The sequence below is a fragment of the Streptomyces sp. NBC_01618 genome (assembly GCF_045209435.1).
Classification (GTDB): domain Bacteria; phylum Actinomycetota; class Actinomycetes; order Streptomycetales; family Streptomycetaceae; genus Streptomyces.
Genome location: NZ_CP109297.1, coordinates 2622239 through 2638736, shown reverse-complemented (window position 1 = coordinate 2638736; position 16498 = coordinate 2622239). Strand labels below are relative to the sequence as shown.

17 protein-coding genes are annotated in these 16498 nt (G+C 70.3%); 7 read left to right on the top strand and 10 right to left on the bottom strand.

The genetic code is table 11. The features are described 5' to 3' along the window. Window positions 1–171 precede the first annotated feature (171 nt). Window positions 172–468, top strand: a complete 297-nt coding sequence (locus tag OH735_RS12375; RefSeq protein ID WP_406381479.1) for a transposase — start codon at window positions 172–174, stop codon at window positions 466–468. 29 nt (window positions 469–497) lie between these two features. Further along, window positions 498–1397 (top strand): IS3 family transposase, encoded by a 900-nt coding sequence (locus tag OH735_RS12370; protein WP_406381478.1) that lies wholly within the window; start codon window positions 498–500, stop codon window positions 1395–1397. A gap of 302 nt (window positions 1398–1699) precedes the next feature. On the opposite strand, the gene OH735_RS12365 is transcribed toward OH735_RS12370, so the two are convergent. From OH735_RS12365 to OH735_RS12345, 5 genes are all read right to left on the bottom strand, one after another. Further along, complete coding sequence (locus tag OH735_RS12365; protein ID WP_406381476.1) at window positions 1700–2047, bottom strand: hypothetical protein; 348 nt, start codon at window positions 2045–2047, stop codon at window positions 1700–1702. Beyond that, window positions 2044–2775, bottom strand: coding sequence for a GntR family transcriptional regulator (locus OH735_RS12360; protein ID WP_406381475.1), 732 nt, complete (start codon window positions 2773–2775; stop codon window positions 2044–2046). Before OH735_RS12360 ends, OH735_RS12365 begins: the two co-directional genes overlap by 4 nt. 8 nt (window positions 2776–2783) lie before the next feature. Further along, complete coding sequence (locus tag OH735_RS12355) at window positions 2784–3008, bottom strand: hypothetical protein (protein ID WP_406381473.1); 225 nt, start codon at window positions 3006–3008, stop codon at window positions 2784–2786. Window positions 3009–3207: 199 nt separating this feature from the next. Further along, window positions 3208–3348, bottom strand: a complete 141-nt coding sequence (locus OH735_RS12350; RefSeq protein WP_256259558.1) for a hypothetical protein — start codon at window positions 3346–3348, stop codon at window positions 3208–3210. Between the two features lie 168 nt (window positions 3349–3516). Further along, window positions 3517–3795, bottom strand: a complete 279-nt coding sequence (locus tag OH735_RS12345; RefSeq protein ID WP_406381471.1) for a hypothetical protein — start codon at window positions 3793–3795, stop codon at window positions 3517–3519. Between the two features lie 77 nt (window positions 3796–3872). On the opposite strand from OH735_RS12345, the gene OH735_RS12340 reads away from it, so the two are divergent. From OH735_RS12340 to OH735_RS12325, 4 genes are all read left to right on the top strand, one after another. After that, on the top strand, window positions 3873–4628 hold the full coding sequence (locus OH735_RS12340) for a GntR family transcriptional regulator (RefSeq protein WP_406381469.1): 756 nt from the start codon (window positions 3873–3875) through the stop codon (window positions 4626–4628). A gap of 245 nt (window positions 4629–4873) precedes the next feature. Then, a complete protein-coding gene (gene ettA / locus OH735_RS12335) occupies window positions 4874–6538 on the top strand; it encodes an energy-dependent translational throttle protein EttA (RefSeq protein WP_406381468.1) in 1665 nt (554 codons plus the stop codon). A gap of 5 nt (window positions 6539–6543) precedes the next feature. Continuing rightward, window positions 6544–6966, top strand: coding sequence for a thioesterase family protein (locus tag OH735_RS12330; protein ID WP_114244550.1), 423 nt, complete (start codon window positions 6544–6546; stop codon window positions 6964–6966). Beyond that, complete coding sequence (locus tag OH735_RS12325) at window positions 6963–7655, top strand: hypothetical protein (protein ID WP_406381467.1); 693 nt, start codon at window positions 6963–6965, stop codon at window positions 7653–7655. The genes OH735_RS12330 and OH735_RS12325 overlap by 4 nt, the downstream gene beginning before the upstream one ends. Before the next feature lie 101 nt (window positions 7656–7756). On the opposite strand, the gene OH735_RS12320 is transcribed toward OH735_RS12325, so the two are convergent. Beyond that, on the bottom strand, window positions 7757–8161 hold the full coding sequence (locus OH735_RS12320) for a globin (RefSeq protein WP_406381466.1): 405 nt from the start codon (window positions 8159–8161) through the stop codon (window positions 7757–7759). Window positions 8162–8369: 208 nt separating this feature from the next. Here OH735_RS12320 and OH735_RS12315 point away from each other — a divergent pair, with 208 nt between their 5' ends. Beyond that, a complete protein-coding gene (locus OH735_RS12315) occupies window positions 8370–9353 on the top strand; it encodes a methyltransferase domain-containing protein (RefSeq protein ID WP_406381465.1) in 984 nt (327 codons plus the stop codon). Between the two features lie 39 nt (window positions 9354–9392). On the opposite strand, the gene OH735_RS12310 is transcribed toward OH735_RS12315, so the two are convergent. From OH735_RS12310 to OH735_RS12295, 4 genes are all read right to left on the bottom strand, one after another. Further along, entirely contained in the window at window positions 9393–10613 is a 1221-nt protein-coding gene (locus OH735_RS12310) for an FHA domain-containing protein (RefSeq protein WP_406381463.1), read from the bottom strand. A 108-nt stretch (window positions 10614–10721) separates the two neighbouring features. Further along, window positions 10722–12080, bottom strand: a complete 1359-nt coding sequence (locus OH735_RS12305; RefSeq protein WP_406381462.1) for a vWA domain-containing protein — start codon at window positions 12078–12080, stop codon at window positions 10722–10724. Window positions 12081–12214: 134 nt separating this feature from the next. Beyond that, complete coding sequence (locus OH735_RS12300) at window positions 12215–13588, bottom strand: protein phosphatase 2C domain-containing protein (RefSeq protein ID WP_406381461.1); 1374 nt, start codon at window positions 13586–13588, stop codon at window positions 12215–12217. Window positions 13589–13590: 2 nt separating this feature from the next. Then, a complete protein-coding gene (locus tag OH735_RS12295; RefSeq protein WP_406381459.1) occupies window positions 13591–16437 on the bottom strand; it encodes a tetratricopeptide repeat protein in 2847 nt (948 codons plus the stop codon). Window positions 16438–16498: the final 61 nt, after the last annotated feature.

Genomic DNA, 16498 nt, shown 5'->3' with positions numbered 1-16498 from the left:
AGCACTCACCGAGCAGGGTGTCGTTGCCCTGACCGCGCCTCACGGGCTGGGGCCTCACCAACTCACTGACAAGTGGCGGGAATCGTGGCGATGCGCCCCTGTCAAATGCACGTCGAAGTTGAGTCTTCCCTCGTAGCGTAGAGACCGTGACTGCAGGGGAAGTTGGGAGTCATGGCGGAGAAGAGGCGGAAGTTCGACGCGGAGTTCCGTGAGGGGGCTGTGCGGATCGTGACCGAGACCGGGAAGCCGGTCGGGCAGGTCGCGAAGGATTTGGGGATCAACGAGACGACGCTGGCGGGCTGGGTCTCGCGGGCCCGCAGGGTCGGCGGGGCCGGGGCCGGCCAGGCGGTGGAGAGCGAGGAACTGGTCCGGTTGCGGCGGGAGAACGCCCAGCTGCGGAAGGACAACAAGGAGCTGGTCATGGAGCGTGATGTCCTCAAACGCGTCGTGGTCATCTGGGTGAAGTAGCTGCGGCGGACCCGACGGCTGTCGTCGGGGTGATCAGCGGCCAGAAGACCGAGTGCAGCATTCCGTATCGCGTCTCGTGCCGTGCTCTGGGGGTGTCGGAGGCGTGGTTCTACAAGTGGCACCGGCGCCCTGACCGGCCGACGAAACGCGAGGTGAGACGGGCCGAGCTGGCGGAGAGGATCCGGTATTTCTTCGACCGGTCGGGCAGAACGTACGGCTCGCCGAGGATCACGCTGGATCTGTGGGAGGAGGGCTGGCAGGTGTCGCGGAACACCGTCGCCGACATCATGGCCGAGTTCGGCCTCCAGGGCCGCAGGCCGCCGCGTCGACGCAAGTCGCTGACGCGGCAGGGCAAACGGAAAGCCTCTCCTGACCTGGTGCGACGCGGGTTCGACGCCATCGCTCCGGACGTGCTGTGGTGGGGCGACATGACCGAGATCGACACCGGCGAGGGCAAGCTCTACCTTGCCTCCGTCCACGACGCGTTCTCCCGCCGGGCACTCGGTTACGCCATGGGTTCCCGGCACGACACCTCCCTGGTCAGCGCCGCACTGCAGATGGCGATCGCCACCCGGGGTGGCGAGGTGGACGGCGTGATCTTTCATTCGGACCGCGGCTCGGAATACACCAGTGCGGCGTTCCAGCAGCTCTGCGGCCGGTGGGGCGTGGTGCAGTCGATGGGGCGCGTGGGGTCGGCGCTGGACAACGCCGCCGCGGAGTCGTTCCACTCTGTGCTGAAGGTCGAGTACGTCCACCGGCACCGCTTCGACACCCGGGCCGAGGCCAGGATCAAGACCGCGACCTGGATCACCGACTTCTACAACACGAGGAGGCGCCACAGCGCCGCCGGCGGGCAGCCGCCCGTCACGTTCGAGAACACCATCCAAGAAGTACGCAACCACACCCACCATCAGGGCCAAGTTGCATAACAAGGTCTCTACGAAATCAGGGGATTGACAAAGTTCCCGCATGCCGTGAGTGCGAGAGCGAGAGGGCCTAGGTCAACCCTGCCAAAGAATGAAGCTGGGCAGGCGCCTTCTAAGCGCTTGACTGCTGCGAGCTTTAGCCACCACGTAACACCGCGGACCGAGCGCTCTCGTCCACCTCCGATGCCCCCGCAGCGATATGTTGCGGAGGCAATCAATGGGTGACCTTGACGGGCTTGGCCGGACCAAGCAGAGAAGCCCCAGACTCGGTCTGGGGCTTCTTTGCCGTTCGATGTGCGCTACTGCTAGCCGAAGGCCGCCGCTGGCAGCCTTGGGCCTTCGTCGTCACTGTCACGAGCGGGGAGAGCCAGCGCCGGCAGGCGGTGGCCGCGGCTCGTCGCGACGCGATGTACGTCCCGCAGGGACGCAGTCAGGTCCGCTGCCAGGAGACGGAGCTCTTCCGGCTCCGTCTCTTCGTCGCCGAGGAGTTCTGACGCGTGCTCCAGGAGCTCGGCCGCCACGCCGAGCTGCACCGCTTCGGTGTCGTCAGCCAGGCGCGACAGGTGGCCGCTGCTGTCGTCGGCACTCAGAAAGCAGCGCTTACCCTCGGGTCCCGACCACGGGAGGAGTCGCAGCTCGTTGTGGGCCGTCATCCTTCCGTCCCCCTCTCCTTGGTCACGTGGTGGGTGGTGAAGACTGCGTCGGCGCGGTCGCCGGGGAGCACCAGGAGCGCCGCCTCGACCACGCGTCCAGTGGTGTCGGTTGCCACGCGGGTGATCGCGAGAACGGCTAGGGCTGAGCTGATCCGAAGAGTGGCCGTTTCCTCTGGTGTTGGGAAGCGTGCGCTGACTTTCTCCCAGACCTCGGCCAGTGGCGGGCGGAGCTCTGCCAGCCGCGCCTCCACCCCCTCGTACCAAAGCGACTTGCCGGGCACGTCGGCCGGCGCCAGGTCGCGAGGGACGTAGATACGAGCCAGGCTGTGCGGTGACTTCCCCTCGTGACTGAGGCAGAGGAATTCGGTCAGTGGGCTGCGCGCCGACACTCTCAGCAGAGTGGTCAGATGCCCTCGCGCCCGGAGATTGGTGGTGCGGACGCTGACGCGTAGCGCCGCATCGGCCGCGGTCTGCGCGTCGGGCATGCGACCACCGCCTACGTACGTGATTCTGCGGAGGGGGTGACGGACGAAGTTCCCCCTGCCGTGAATCTTCTCGACGAGCCCTTCGCCCTGGAGGACTGCGAGTGCGTTCCGCAGTGTCGGCGTGCTGACCGTGTAGTGGGAGGCGAGTTGCGCTTCGGAAGGGAGACGTTCGCCGGCCTTGATTTGGCCGGTCGAGATCTGCCTCCGAAGGTCGTCGGCGATGACATGACGGCGGGAAGCCACGGATTGAATCACCGCCTTCTCAGCACCCGCAGGGCGACGAGCCGGGTCCGGGAATGCATGGTCAGCAGTTCGCCCGACTCGAAAAGAAGTCGCTTTGCCTCACCAGGCAGTTGGAAGAGGTCGGCCACGCGGCACGGCTGACCGCCGATCTGGATGACGTCGCCACGCTGCACGCTGGCCGAGGTGATCTCGACGTTGGCGGCCAGCGCACCGCTGGGTGCCCATCTCCTCACTGGGCCACCTCCCTCGGTGCGATGGGGACGACCGCCGGATGGCAGGGGCAGTCGCATGCCTCGTAGACCACGGGGACGCCGATCGGTGCCACGGCGGGGGAGGAATGCGCGCACTCATGGTGCGTGCCGATAAGGCACGAACTCGACCTGTAGGGAACGGCTTTCGCGTGCGTCACACGTGGCTGCTGACGGGGAGGCATCAGAGAGCCTCCGCCGGTGCGAACCAGGTGTGCGCGAAGGGATCGTGAGGTACGGCCGTCGAGCGTCGTTTAGTACGTTCCTCGCTGGCCAGCACATACGGGCGGACGAGCGCGGTCTCCTCGCCTGCGAGAACGTCCATGCGGCCTCGGTGCTGCCCCATGAACAGCGTGGGCCAGTCGGAGTGTCCGAGGTGAACGACTCTGGATCGGGCAGGCGTTGAGGGGCGGCGGTGCCGGCCCTTCGGGAGGTACCGCTCACTGGTGCGTGAGACGGCACGGCGGATACGGTTGAACACGCTGATCAGCTCCTATCGCTGATGGCCAGGTCCCCGGACGTCGCCCGTCGCGGGGGCCGCTTTGTGTATGGCGGCCCATAAAGTGCGGCCGTTCGCGTTGCTGGCAATAAGCCCGAATCGATCGGCCTCTGTCACCACTTCCAAGACCTCCCGCCATGACTCGGCGGGGAAGGTGTCCGGCATCTCCGCTTCGATCGACGTGTGTTGGGCGTGCTGTTCCACGCGTGTGGTGAGTCCGGCGGCGGACAACCGGGCGGCGATGTCCTCGGCGCTCAGTTCGGAAGCGGGCACAGGTATCTCCGTCGCCGAATGATCACGGTACGTGAAGCTAGTTAACTAGATTAGAGCTAGTGGACTAGATTTTCCATATGCCTGAGCAGCCGCCTTATCTCCGCATCGCGGACGTTCTCCGACGACGGATCGCGGAGCATGAGTGGACGCCGGGGGACCGGCTGCCCCCACGGGCTCAGATCGGCCAGGAGTGCGGCGTCGGCGAGAACGTGGTCCGTCGGGCGCAGGAGCTGCTGATCTCACAGGGAGTCCTGGAAGGCCGTGCGGGTTCCGGCACCTATGTCGCCGAACCTCGACGGCGTGTCCGGGTGGTGCGTTCCTCGGCGCGCGAGCAGCGTGACGATTCCCCGTTCCGTGCGGACATGCAGGCTGTGGGCAAGCGCGGGGACTGGGAGAGCCGGACCGAGGCCAAGATCCCGGCACCGGCGGAGATCGCGGCGCGGCTCGGTGTCGCCGAAGGCGATCTGTGCGTCCGGACCGTGTACGAGTTCTTGGCCGACGGGAAGCCGGTGCAGTTGTCGGCGAGCTGGGAGCCCTACGACCTCACCGCCGGCACGCTCGTCGTTCTCCCCGAGGGAGGGCCGCACGCCGGGGCAGGCGTTGTGAACCGTATGGCTGCGATCGGCATCACGGTCAGCCACGCTGTCGAGCAGCCGGAACCGCGGCAGGCGACGACCGAGGAAGCATCGCTTCTCGGTATCCAGAAGGCCGCTCTTGTCACCCACATCAGGCGGACGTACTACAGCGACCAAGGCCGACCCGTGGAGACCGCGGATATCGTCGTTCCCGCCGCCCTGTGCGAGATCGTTTACGAGATTCCCACCGGGCGATAGCCCGAGGTGAAGATCGGGCTCGATGAGTGGGCGACGTCCGCCGAGTGATCGTTCCTGGGCCGTCCCTGGGCCGTGCGAGGGTGCTCGGCAGTGACGGGCGGCGACAACCAGTGACAGATCAGCTACGAACGGGGACAGTGAAGGGGCAGGTCACGGGCCCCCGATGAGACTGGTTTCCATCCTGGGATGGACGTCAGGCAAGATGGGGTGTATCTGCCCACACATCGATTGCCGGACGGTTTCTCTTGGCTGAGTACATCTACACCATGCGCAAGACGCGCAAAGCGCACGGCGACAAGGTGATCCTCGATGACGTCAATCTGAGCTTCCTGCCCGGGGCGAAGATCGGTGTGGTGGGCCCCAACGGCGCCGGTAAGTCCACGGTGCTGAAGATCATGGCGGGCCTGGAGCAGCCGTCCAACGGTGACGCGTTCCTGTCGCCCGGTTTCAGTGTCGGCATCCTCATGCAGGAGCCGCACCTCGACGAGACGAAGACGGTCCTGGAGAACGTCCAGGACGGCGCCGCCGAGATCATGGGCAAGCTCAAGCGCTTCAACGAGGTCGCCGAACTCATGGCGACCGACTACTCCGACGCGCTCATGGACGAGATGGGCAAGCTCCAGGAAGACCTGGACCACGCCAACGCCTGGGACCTGGACGCCCAGCTGGAGCAGGCCATGGACGCGCTGGGCTGCCCGCCCGGCGACTGGCCCGTGGTGAACCTCTCCGGTGGCGAGAAGCGCCGCGTCGCGCTCTGCAAGCTGCTGATCGAGGCCCCGGACCTGCTCCTCCTCGACGAGCCCACCAACCACCTCGACGCCGAGTCGGTGAACTGGCTGGAGCAGCACCTCTCGAAGTACGCGGGCGCCGTCGTCGCCGTCACGCACGACCGGTACTTCCTCAACAACGTCGCCGAGTGGATCCTGGAGCTCGACCGCGGCCGCGCCATCCCGTACGAGGGCAACTACTCCACGTACCTCGACAAGAAGGCCACCCGCCTCAAGGTCGAGGGCCGCAAGGACGAGAAGCGCGCCAAGCGGCTCAAGGAAGAGCTGGAGTGGGTCCGCTCCAACGCCAAGGGCCGGCAGACCAAGTCCAAGGCCCGTCTCGCCCGTTACGAGGAGATGGCGGCCGAGGCGGACAAGATGCGGAAGCTGGACTTCGAGGAGATCCAGATTCCGCCGGGCCCGCGGCTCGGTTCCATCGTCGTCGAGGTCGAGAACCTCTCGAAGGCCTTCGGCGACAAGGTCCTCATCGACGACCTGTCGTTCACGCTGCCGCGCAACGGCATCGTCGGCGTCATCGGTCCGAACGGCGCGGGCAAGACCACGCTGTTCAAGATGATCCAGGGCCTGGAGTCCCCGGACACCGGCTCCGTCAAGATCGGTGACACGGTCAAGATCTCCTACGTCGACCAGTCCCGCGCCAACATCGACCCGAAGAAGACCCTCTGGGCCGTCGTCTCGGACGAGCTGGACTACATCAACGTCGGCCAGGTCGAGATGCCCTCGCGGGCGTACGTCTCCGCGTTCGGCTTCAAGGGCCCGGACCAGCAGAAGCCGGCCGGCGTCCTCTCCGGTGGTGAGCGCAACCGCCTCAACCTGGCACTGACACTCAAGGAGGGCGGCAACCTGCTGCTCCTCGACGAGCCCACCAACGACCTCGACGTCGAGACCCTGTCCTCGCTGGAGAACGCCCTCCTGGAGTTCCCGGGCGCCGCTGTGGTCATCTCTCACGACCGCTGGTTCCTGGACCGCGTCGCCACGCACATCCTGGCGTACGAGGGCGACTCCAAGTGGTACTGGTTCGAGGGCAACTTCGAGTCGTACGAGAAGAACAAGGTCGAGCGCCTCGGCGCGGACGCGGCCCGCCCGCACCGTGCCACGTACAAGAAGCTCACGCGAGGCTGATCGTCTTGGCACGCCACATCTACAACTGCCCGCTGCGCTGGTCGGACATGGATGCCTTCGGCCACGTCAACAACGTGGTCTTCCTCCGCTACCTGGAGGAGGCGCGCATCGACTTCATGTTCCGGCTGGCGCCGGGGGACGGTTCGCCGTCCTTCTCGGGCGGGTCCGTCGTGGCCCGGCACGAGATCGACTACGTGCGCCCGCTGGTCCACCGGCACGAGCCGGTGACCGTCGAGTCGTGGGTCACGAAGATCGGCGCCGCGTCGCTGACGATCGCGTACGAGATCAAGGACCCGGACCAGGTGTACGTCCGGGCCTCGACCGTCGTCGTGCCGTACGACCTGGCCGAGGAGCGGCCCCGGCGGATCTCCGCAGAGGAGAAGCTCTTCCTCCAGCAGTACCTGGCCGAGGAGCCCGCCGCAGCATGACGGTGCCCGTACGGTCGCTGGAGTTCGCCGACGCGAGGGAGGCCGCGGATCTCGCGGCCTTCCTCGGTCGGCTGCTCCACTACGACCGGGCCGCGGCGGTGCGGATGCAGGCGGGTGGCAGCGCGCTGGCAGTGTTCGGCAGGCCGCCGTCGTTCGAAGTCCTGGCGATCCGGGCGGCGCACCTGGCCGGATCGCACGAGTTCGACGTCACGGTGTCCGCCGGTGAACTCCTCGAATCCCTCGACGTCGAGGGCGCGGCGACAGCCGGTTCGGGCGCCCTGCCCGCACCCGTCACCGGGCCGCCGTGGACGGGTGTCCTCCCGCCCCGCGGCGGCTGGCGCGAACTGCCGGGCCTGCCCGGTCCCGTCACCCTGCGCACGGCGGTCACCGCCGCCGTGGCGGAGTTCCGCTCCCGCGACGAGGCGCTGCCCGAGGAGCGCCGTACCCGGGCGGAGCGGGACCTGATCGGACGCGAGATCTGGTCACGCGCGGTCGGACGCACCGAACTCCCGTTGCGGGCCGTCCACGCCGCCCAGTCCCTCGGCTTCCTCCGCCCGTCGCCCGACTTCCCGGTCGCCCTGCTCGCGGCCGGATCCTGGCTGCGGCTGCGCACCCCGTTCGGCTCGATCGCCCTGCGCGGCCCGGGCACCGGGCTCGGCACGCTCGCCGTGTCGGTGGGCGCGGGCTGAGTGGCCGGCCGAACCGCCGGCCCGCCGGCGCCGTGATCAGCCCTGGCAGTCCGCCGCCCGCCGCCCGCCGCACCGTGTGCCACGAGCGGCCGGAACGGACCTCAGCCCTCGGTGTTCACCATCGAGGCGGCGGCGTACGTGAGGTAGTCCCACAACTGCCGTTCGTGCTCCGGCGCCAGGCCGAGCTCGTCGAGAGCGACCCGCATGTGGCCCAGCCACGCGTCGTGCGCCGCCCGGTCCACCCGGAACGGGACGTGCCGCATCCGCAGCCGCGGATGTCCGCGCTGCTCGCTGTAGGTGCGGTGCCCACCCCAGTACTGCGTCAGGAACAGCCTGAACCGCTCCTCGGCCGGGCCCAGATCCTCCTCCGGGTACATCGGCCGGAGCAGCGGGTCCTCGGCAACCCCCTGGTAGAAGCGGTGCACCAGGCGCCGGAAGGTCTCCTCGCCGCCGACCTGCTCGTAGAAGGTCTGCTCCTGCAGCGTGTCGCGCGGAATCTCAGTCACCCGTCCATGGTCGCAGACGTACCGGCCGAGGTCCCTGGTCCTAGGACTCCGGACCGCGGACTCCAGCCATGGGACCCCGCCGCCGGACCCCGCCGCCGGACCCCGCCGCCGGACCCGAGCCGCTGGACCCCCGCCGCCGCCGGACCCGCGCAGTCGGAACCCGGCCCGGTTCCTGGCCCCGGGGCCCCGCGCGCAGGAAGGTGGAGGTATGGACGACGCACGCCCGGATCCCTTCGCCACGGCCGCCGCCGAGGAGCGGTGGGCGATGGTGCGCGGGATCGTGGCCGGCGGGGACCTGACCGACCCGGCATTGCGGGCCGCGTTCGAGGAGGTGCCGCGGCATCTGTTCGTGCCGTACTACTACGTCGGCGGCGGAGCGGACCGCCTGTGGTGCGAGGACCCCGACCCGGTCAGGCGGGCCCAGTGGCTGCGCGGGGCGTACGCGGACGGGGCCCTGGCCACCCGGATCCGGGACGGTGAGCTGATCTCCTCGTGCAGCCAGCCGTCGCTGATGGCCCGGATGCTCGAAGAGCTGGACGTACGGGACGGGCAGCGGGTCCTGGAGATCGGCGCGGGCAGCGGCTACAACGCGGCGCTGCTCTCGCACCGGCTCGGCGACGACGCCGTGACCACCGTCGACCTCGACCCGGAGATCACCGAATCGGCACGCCGGCATCTGGCGGCGGCCGGATACCGCCCCGCGGTGATCACCGGGGACGGGACACGGGGCTGGCCCCCGCGCGGTCCGTACCACCGGATCATCGCGACCTGCACCCTGCCGTGCGTACCGCAGTCCTGGCTGGACCAGTGCGTGACGGGCGCACGGATACTGGCGCCGTTCGCCACCGGACTGATCGCGCTCCGGGTGAGCGAAGGGGAACACGGAAAGTACGCCGAGGGCCGGTTCCTGCACACGCCCGCGTACTTCGTACCGCTGCGCGGCACACTGCCGCGGCCCGTGCGGCGCCCACACCTCGGCGCCCTGCCCAGGCGCGTCAGCGAGAACCAGCTCTTCCAGTTCCTGCTGACGCTGACCGGGGCCGCCCTCGACCCGCGCGAAGCCCTCTCCCTGTGGCAGCGCGAGCGCCGCCCCGAGCGGGAGAGGTTCGGCATCACGGTCCAGGACGGGCGGCAGTGGGCCTGGCTGGACGACCCCGAGGGGCCGTACGTCTGGCCACTGCCCAACGGGTAGCGCGGACCGGTCCGCGGCCGGTACGCAGCCGGTCCGCGGTCAGTCCCGGCGGATCGTGATCGTCGTCCACGCCCCGACATGCACCCGGTCGCCGTCCTGGAGCGGCACGGGGACGTACGGCTGGATCGGGTCCTCGGCGCCGTTGAGCGTGGTGCCGTTGGTGGAGTTCTGGTCGACCACGGCCCAGCTGCCGTCCGGCTGCTGCACCAGCACCGCGTGCTGGTGCGAGACACCCGGGTCCTCCGGCGGCACGGACAGATCGATGTCCGGGGACTCACCGGTGCTCTGCCTGCGGCGGCCGATGGTGATCTGGTTGCCCGCCAGCGGAAGCTGCTGCTCCGGGGAGTACGCGGGCAGGTTGAGCCCGGTCGCCTCGGGGCCGCTGCGCTGCATCATCGCCAGGAAGTACTCACGGTCCGGGGCGATGACCGCGGTCCAGCTCGCGGGCGGCTGGTTCTGGCCCGGGAACTGCGGTGGTTGCTGCTGTGCGGCCGGCGGCTGCGGAGCCTGGGTCCGGGACGGCGGCGAAAGCATCCAGTCGTCGTCATCGCCGGACTGCGGCGGCCGCGACTGCTGCGGCGCAGGCGGGGCGGGCGAACCGGGCGGACCGGGCGGACCGGGCGGACCGGGCCGCTCGAACGAGGGCGGCGCCGAATGCTGCTGGAAGGGCGGCGGCGCCGACTGCTGCTGGAACGGCGGGGGCGGTGCCGACTGCTGCTGGAAGGACGGCGGCGGCCCCTGCTGCTGAAACGGCTGCGGCGGCTGCGGCGACTGGGGCCCCGGGAGCGGGGGCGGCCCGGGGCGGCTGCCCTGGTCGGGGGAGAGCGGCTCGGCCGGGCGGTTCACCTGCGAGGGGCGCGAGCTCTGGTACTCGAACGGGTCGCGCTGCTGCTGCTGGGGGCCCGGCTGCTGCTGCGCCTGGAAGCCAGGCGGCAGGTTGAGACCCGGCGGAGGGCCGGGAACGCCGTGCGGCGCCAGCGGCGTGTACGACGTCGCGGTGTTCGTGAGGAAGTTCCAGCGGCACTCCTCGCAGAATGGCGCCATCGCCTCACGCGGCGTGCGGCACTGCGGGCAGAGCTCGGCCTGCTGGGTCGCGTCCGGGCCGGGGCCGCCCTGCGGGTAGCCGTAACCGCGAGCGGGCGGCGGGGGAGGCGGCGGGGGGACTGCACCCGCAGGCGCGCCCGCCCCGGTCATGCGATGTCCGCAGACCTCGCACCAGTCGTCGGAACCCGACTGGTGTCCGTTCGGGCAGGTCGGCATGTCGGCGCTTCCCCCTCTCCTCGTCCGGCCCCGGAAGGCCGTGAATCTCTGCTGCTCTTCGCCACCCGGCACCGGATCGCTCCGGCCGGACGGCCCGACTCTGTGTGGTTATTTCTTGACGCGCACGGTCTTGGTGGAGCGGGTTTCGAGTGTCATCGAGTCCGCTTCCGCGACCTTCGCTTTCAGTCGCACAGTACCGGTCGCCGCGTCGACGACGTCCACCACCTTCGAAAGCAGTTTCGCAGTTTCCTCGTTCCCGGACGCCGATGCCAGCTGCACCGCACGGCCCAGTTTCGCCGTCGCGCCGTCGAAGTCTCCCGACTTGCGGGCATCGAGCCCCTGCTGGATGACTTGTGCCAGTTCCGCCTGCCCCGTGTAGTGCGCGACCTGCGGGTTTATCGAGGTGGACGCCACCATGTCCTCCGTCCACACCGCCCGCACCAGGCCCTGCGAAAGGGTCTGCGGCGCGCCGCCCGACGGGTCGGGAAGGATCAGCGAGACCCGGGACGCCAGCATCTCCTGCCCGATACCGGCCTCCGGCACCTGTACGCACACGTGGTAGTCGCGGGACTCGTCGCCCCAGGAACCCGTGGGATAGTCACCGGCGCGGGGGCCCGCCGCGGTGCGACGGCCGGTCAGATCGACGACGGTCGGTGCGACCTGTTTCACGAACTTGATCTCGACCCCGACGGGCGTCCAGAGTCGCAGCGCGACATCCGCGACCTCCTTGCCCATCGCGTTCTCCATCATCTGCGTGAAGTCCGCGGCCAGTCCGGCCGGGTCGGCGACGATGTCGGCCGTGCCGAGCAGCGCGGCGGCGACGGCTGTGACCTCTTTCACCTCCCAGTCGGTGCCGACACCGCGGGCGTCACACGTGAAGCGGCCCGCGCAGGATTCCAGTGCGGCCCGCAGATCCTCCGGCGTCTCGTGCTCGTTGCGGCCGTCGGTGAGCAGGATGCCGTGCCGGATCTCCACATCGGCGGCGCCGAGCAGCCGGTCGGCCAGCCGCAGCCAGGTGCCGATCGCCGTACCGCCGCCGGCGCTGAGCGCGCGCAGCGCCTCCTTCGCCGCGGCCTTCGTCCGCGCGTCGGCGACGGCCAGCCGCCCGTTGCCCGGGTAGACCTCCTTGGCGACGTGCGTGCCGCCAACCACGGCGAACGAGGTGCCGTCGCGCAGGGTGTCGATCGCGGCGGCCGTCGCATCGCGGGCATTGCGCATCTTCGTCGGCGGATAGTCCATCGAACCGGAGCAGTCGACCATGATCACCACGGCGGCCCCCGGCGCCTGCCCCGGCACGCTCGAAGGCGCCGCAGCCGCACCGGACAGCGGGACGCCGCCGGTCGTTCCTCCTCCGGTCGAGGTGACCGTGACGATGGCGTTGACCTCGCGACCGCCCTCCGGCAGATATTCGTTCTGGTACACCTCGACGGAGAACTGCGGCACGTTCGACTTGGAGAAGTTGGCCATCTGATCGGCTCCTTGAGACTCCAGGTGTCGGATGAAGACAGCTGGGTGGAGTGTGCGGAGTTGGCGGACCGGGGAGTGCGCGGGCTACGTCGAATGGGCGGGCGGAATCGGAATCAAGCGTTACGGAACGGGACTCATGTGTCACCGCACGCCGATCCTGCCCCCTGCGACGGCACCGCGAACGGCAGGAGAGCCACTGTTACGTTGTCGTGGCCCCCACCGTCGAGCGCGTGGCCCACCAGCACCTGGGCGCCGTGCAGCGGCCGCAGGTGCGCGTCGGCCGGCACTGCCGCGGCCATCTCGGCCGCCGACTCCGCGTAATTCCACAGGCCGTCCGTGCACACCACCACGAGACCGGGCCGGTCCGGTTTGAAGGACGCGGTGTGCGGCTCCAGTTCGTACGCATCCGCGCCGAGCCACCCCGTGATGGCGTGGGCGCGCTCGTCGGCATACGCCTCGGCCTCGTTCATCAGGCCCGCCGCCACCATCTGCGCGGCCCAGGAGTCGTCCTCGGTCAGCCGGGCGGGCGGGTTGCTGCGGTCGTCGGGCACCCAGTAGACGCGGCTGTCGCCGACCCAGCCGATGACCAGCAGGCCACCCGCCATGACCGCGCCGACCAGGGTGCACGCCGGGGCGTTCTGGTGACGGTGCGGATCGTGCTCCATGGCCCTGCCGGGCTCCTGGGCCAGGGAGTTGACCGACTCGGCGGCGGCGACGATCGCCTCGTGCATCGCCTGCTGCGGATGCGTGCCGCGCGGCAGCGATTCCAGCAGCGTCTCGTTGGCGGCGCTCGCGGCGGCCGCCGAGGCCTCGTCGGGGCGGCTCGCCGACGAGACACCGTCGCAGACGATCGCGACGACGGCCGGCGAACCGTCGGGCAGGGCGGTGGTCGACACCGCGAACGAGTCCTCGTTGCGGTGGTGGCGCAGGCCCCGGTCGCTGACGGCGGCCACCGATTCGAGCTCCTGCTCCATGTGGTCGCGCTCGCGCGGCTGGGCGTGACCGCAGTTCTCGCAGTAGCCGTCGGTGTCGACCCGGCCGGCCCGGCAGGCCACACACAGCTTGGTGCCGGCCGGCGGGGTGGCGGACAGCTCGGCGGCGGGGGTACGGGGATCGGGTGTGGGTACCGCTGCCCCGGCCGCGGCCCCGGCCTCTTGTGCGGCTCCGGGCGCGGTTCCGGGCCAGGTTCCGGGAACGGCCCCCGGCGCGGCCAGTTCGAAGTCGCCCGACCCGCCCGGTCCACCTGCCCCGGCCGACCCCTCCGGTCCACCCGACCCGCCCGGTCCGTCGAACCGGACCGCTGCCGGGTGTCCCGCCGGAGTGCGGGCGGTGGACTCCGCGCCGCTCTCCTTGGGCACGGCCATGGCGATCGTCGGGCGGTCCCGAGGTGGTTCGGGCACGGCCGACAGGTCGTACCCGCACGCACCGCAGAACAGGTCCCCCGGCTCCAGCGGCTCCTCGCAGCCGGGGCACTTCGACAAGGCCGTCTCCTGGGGCTTCTGCGACATTTTCACACCCACGTCCGGGGGCGGAAACGGTTGGCCCGCTCCACCAGTTCGATCCTCTCGTCGCCGGGCTCCGCAAGCCGGGCGAGCATCCGGTACGAACGCTCCAGCCCGAAACGCAGGCCACGCTCGTCCAACTCACTGCCGAGCAGTGTCTTCGGCCTGTCCGCCCCGGCAGACGCGTACGCCTGTGGGACCGAGGACGAAGCCGTGGGACTACCGGAGAGTACCCAGTCGAGCGCCGTCCCCAGCACCTCTGTGGACAACTGCTCCCGGCGTACCGCGTCCAGACCGAAGCCGACCAGCCCCGACACCTGGGCCGAGGCGGCCATCAGATCGGCGATCAGCGGCTCGTCCGGCGCCCGTTCGCGCAGCCGGGCCCGCACCGCGGCGACCCGGGCCGCCGTGTAGTGGATCGACGCCTCCGGCACGGACTCCAGCGCCCTGACGGCCCCGGCCCGGTCCCCGGCGGCGATCCGCACCCGGGCCAGGCCGAACGCGGCGCTGACGAAGCTCGGGTCGGTCGTCCACACCAGCCGGTAGTACTCGGCGGCGTTGTCCAGCTGGCCCAGGACCTCCGCGCAGATCCCCAGCGCCAGCTTGGGCGCCGGCTCACCGGGGAACGCGTCGTACACCGCGTCGAAGGAGAGCGCCGCGTTCTCGTTGTCGCCGGTCACCAGCGAGGTGACGCCGCGGTACCAGACGACCCGCCAGTCGTCCGGGTACGTGCCCTCCAGCTCCGTCAGCGCCTGCCCCGCGGCGTCGAGTTCGCGCATCTCCAGGCGGGCGCGCAGCTCCCGCAGCCGGGTCTCCAGCGACGGCGCGGGTGCGGCCCGCAGCGCGCTGATCAGTTCGGCGGGCGCGGTGGTCATCAGCCCGGCGAGGAAGCCCGCGTTGGGGTCGCTCGCATCGACCCGGGGCACGGGCAGCGCGAGTGCGGTGGACGGCACGTCGAGCCTGGCCAGCCGGGGGCCTTCGGCGGCGTACGGACCCGACGGCGCAGCGGGCTCGCCGACCGGCAGCCGGGGGGCCGGAATCGCGGCCTGGGTATGCGTGTACGAGAAGGCCGCGCCGCTCTGGAAGGCCGCGCCGCTCTGGAGGGCCGTGCCGCTCGGGCCCGTGGCGCCGCCGGCCCGGACGTGCGTGGGCTGTGCGGTCAGCGGACCGGCACCCGGCGCGGCATAACCGGCCGCGGCCGGCGCACCCGCGGGCAGCGCGCCCGGCCCCGGTCCGACGGGCGGCACCGCGGGCGGGACGGGCCCCGAACCCACGGCAGCGGCACCCGACCCCTTCCGCCGCCGCCCGAAGTGCCCGGACGGTGCCGACGCGGCAGCCCGTGCCCCCAGCCGGGACACATTGTCCGTCAGCTCGGCGAACAACTGCGTGTCCGTGACCCGAACTTCCGTGCCGAACAGCGTCGACAGCGCCGGGCGCGGCCGCCCCGTCTGCAGCGACACCACCTCGCGCAGCACACCCGTCAGCTGCTCCGCCATCTCCGCCGCCGAGGCGAACCGCCGCGCCGGATCCGGGTCGGTGGCCCGTACCAGCAGCCGGTAGAACGACTCGTAGGTCCGGAACACCTCGATGTTGTCCGGGTCCGGGAGCGAGTCCACGAAGACGTTGGTGTAGCCCTGGAAGTCGAAGGTGAGCACCGCGAGCGTCCGCGCGACCGTGTACAGATCGGACGCGACCGACGGGCCGACCTCCGCGACCTCCGGCGCCTGATACCCCACCGTGCCGTAGATGGCCGACTCGTCGTCGTCCATCCTGCGGACCGCGCCCATGTCGATCAGCTTCAGCTGGTCCTCGGTCTGGATCGCGTTGTCGACCTTGAAGTCGCAGTACAGCAGGTTGCGGCTGTGCAGATGACCGAGCGCCTCCAGCGCCTCGATGCCGTACGCGCACGCCTGCTCGACCGGCAGCGGATCACGCTTCCCGGCCGGGGTGCGGCGCTCGTTCGCGATCTCCTTGAGCGCCTTGCCGCCGACGTACTCCATCACTATGTAGCCGTCGAGGGAACCCGTGCGCTGGTCGAGATGTTCGACGAAGTTGTAGATCCGGACGATGTTGGAGTGCTCGATCTCGGCGAGGAAGCGGCGCTCCGAGATGGCGGCCGCCATGGCGTCCTGGTCACCGGTGTCGAGCAGGCCCTTGAGGACCACCCAGCGGTCGGAGACCGCGCGGTCGACCGCGAGATAGACCCAGCCGAGCCCGCCGTGCGCCAGACAGCCCGCGACCTCGTACTGGCCGTGCACGATGTCGCCCTCGCCGAGCTTGGGCACGAAGGAGTACGGGTGACCGCACTTGGTACAGAACCCCTCCGTACGGCCCGCCCGTTCACCCCGGGCCCGGCCCACCGGCGCCCCGCAGTCGGAGCGCGAACAGAAGCGCTTGCGCTCCGGCACCTCCGGGTTCGCCATCACCGCCGAGCGCGGGTCCGGACGCGGCACGTCCGGTACCTCCACCAGGCCCGCGCCCAGCCTGCCCCGGCCGGACGCGCCCGTGGACGAACCGGAGGAACGCACCGACACCGAACGGGACGTGGTGCCACCGGACAGCGAGCGCGAGAGCCGTCCCGAAACGGAACGCCGCGAGGTGGACGAGCGGGACGAGGAACGCGAAGAGGCCCGGGACGAGGCCCGCGAACTGCTGTTGCTGCCCCGACTGCCTGCGCTGCCCCCGCTGCCCCGACTGCTCGCCCCGCCGCCGCCCGCGATCCCGGTCGGCGGCGAGCTCACCAGGCCCGTCGGTGAGACGACCGGAGCCAGACCGCAGGTGTCGCAGTACAGCTCACCGCCGCCCACGTCCTCGTAACTGCCCTCGCACGCGGGGCGCTGGCACTGCGTACTCATGGTCCCTCCCCCTGTTCGCCCCGCCGCAGCAGTGGCCCTTCCGGCGTGTACGTGCACGTGC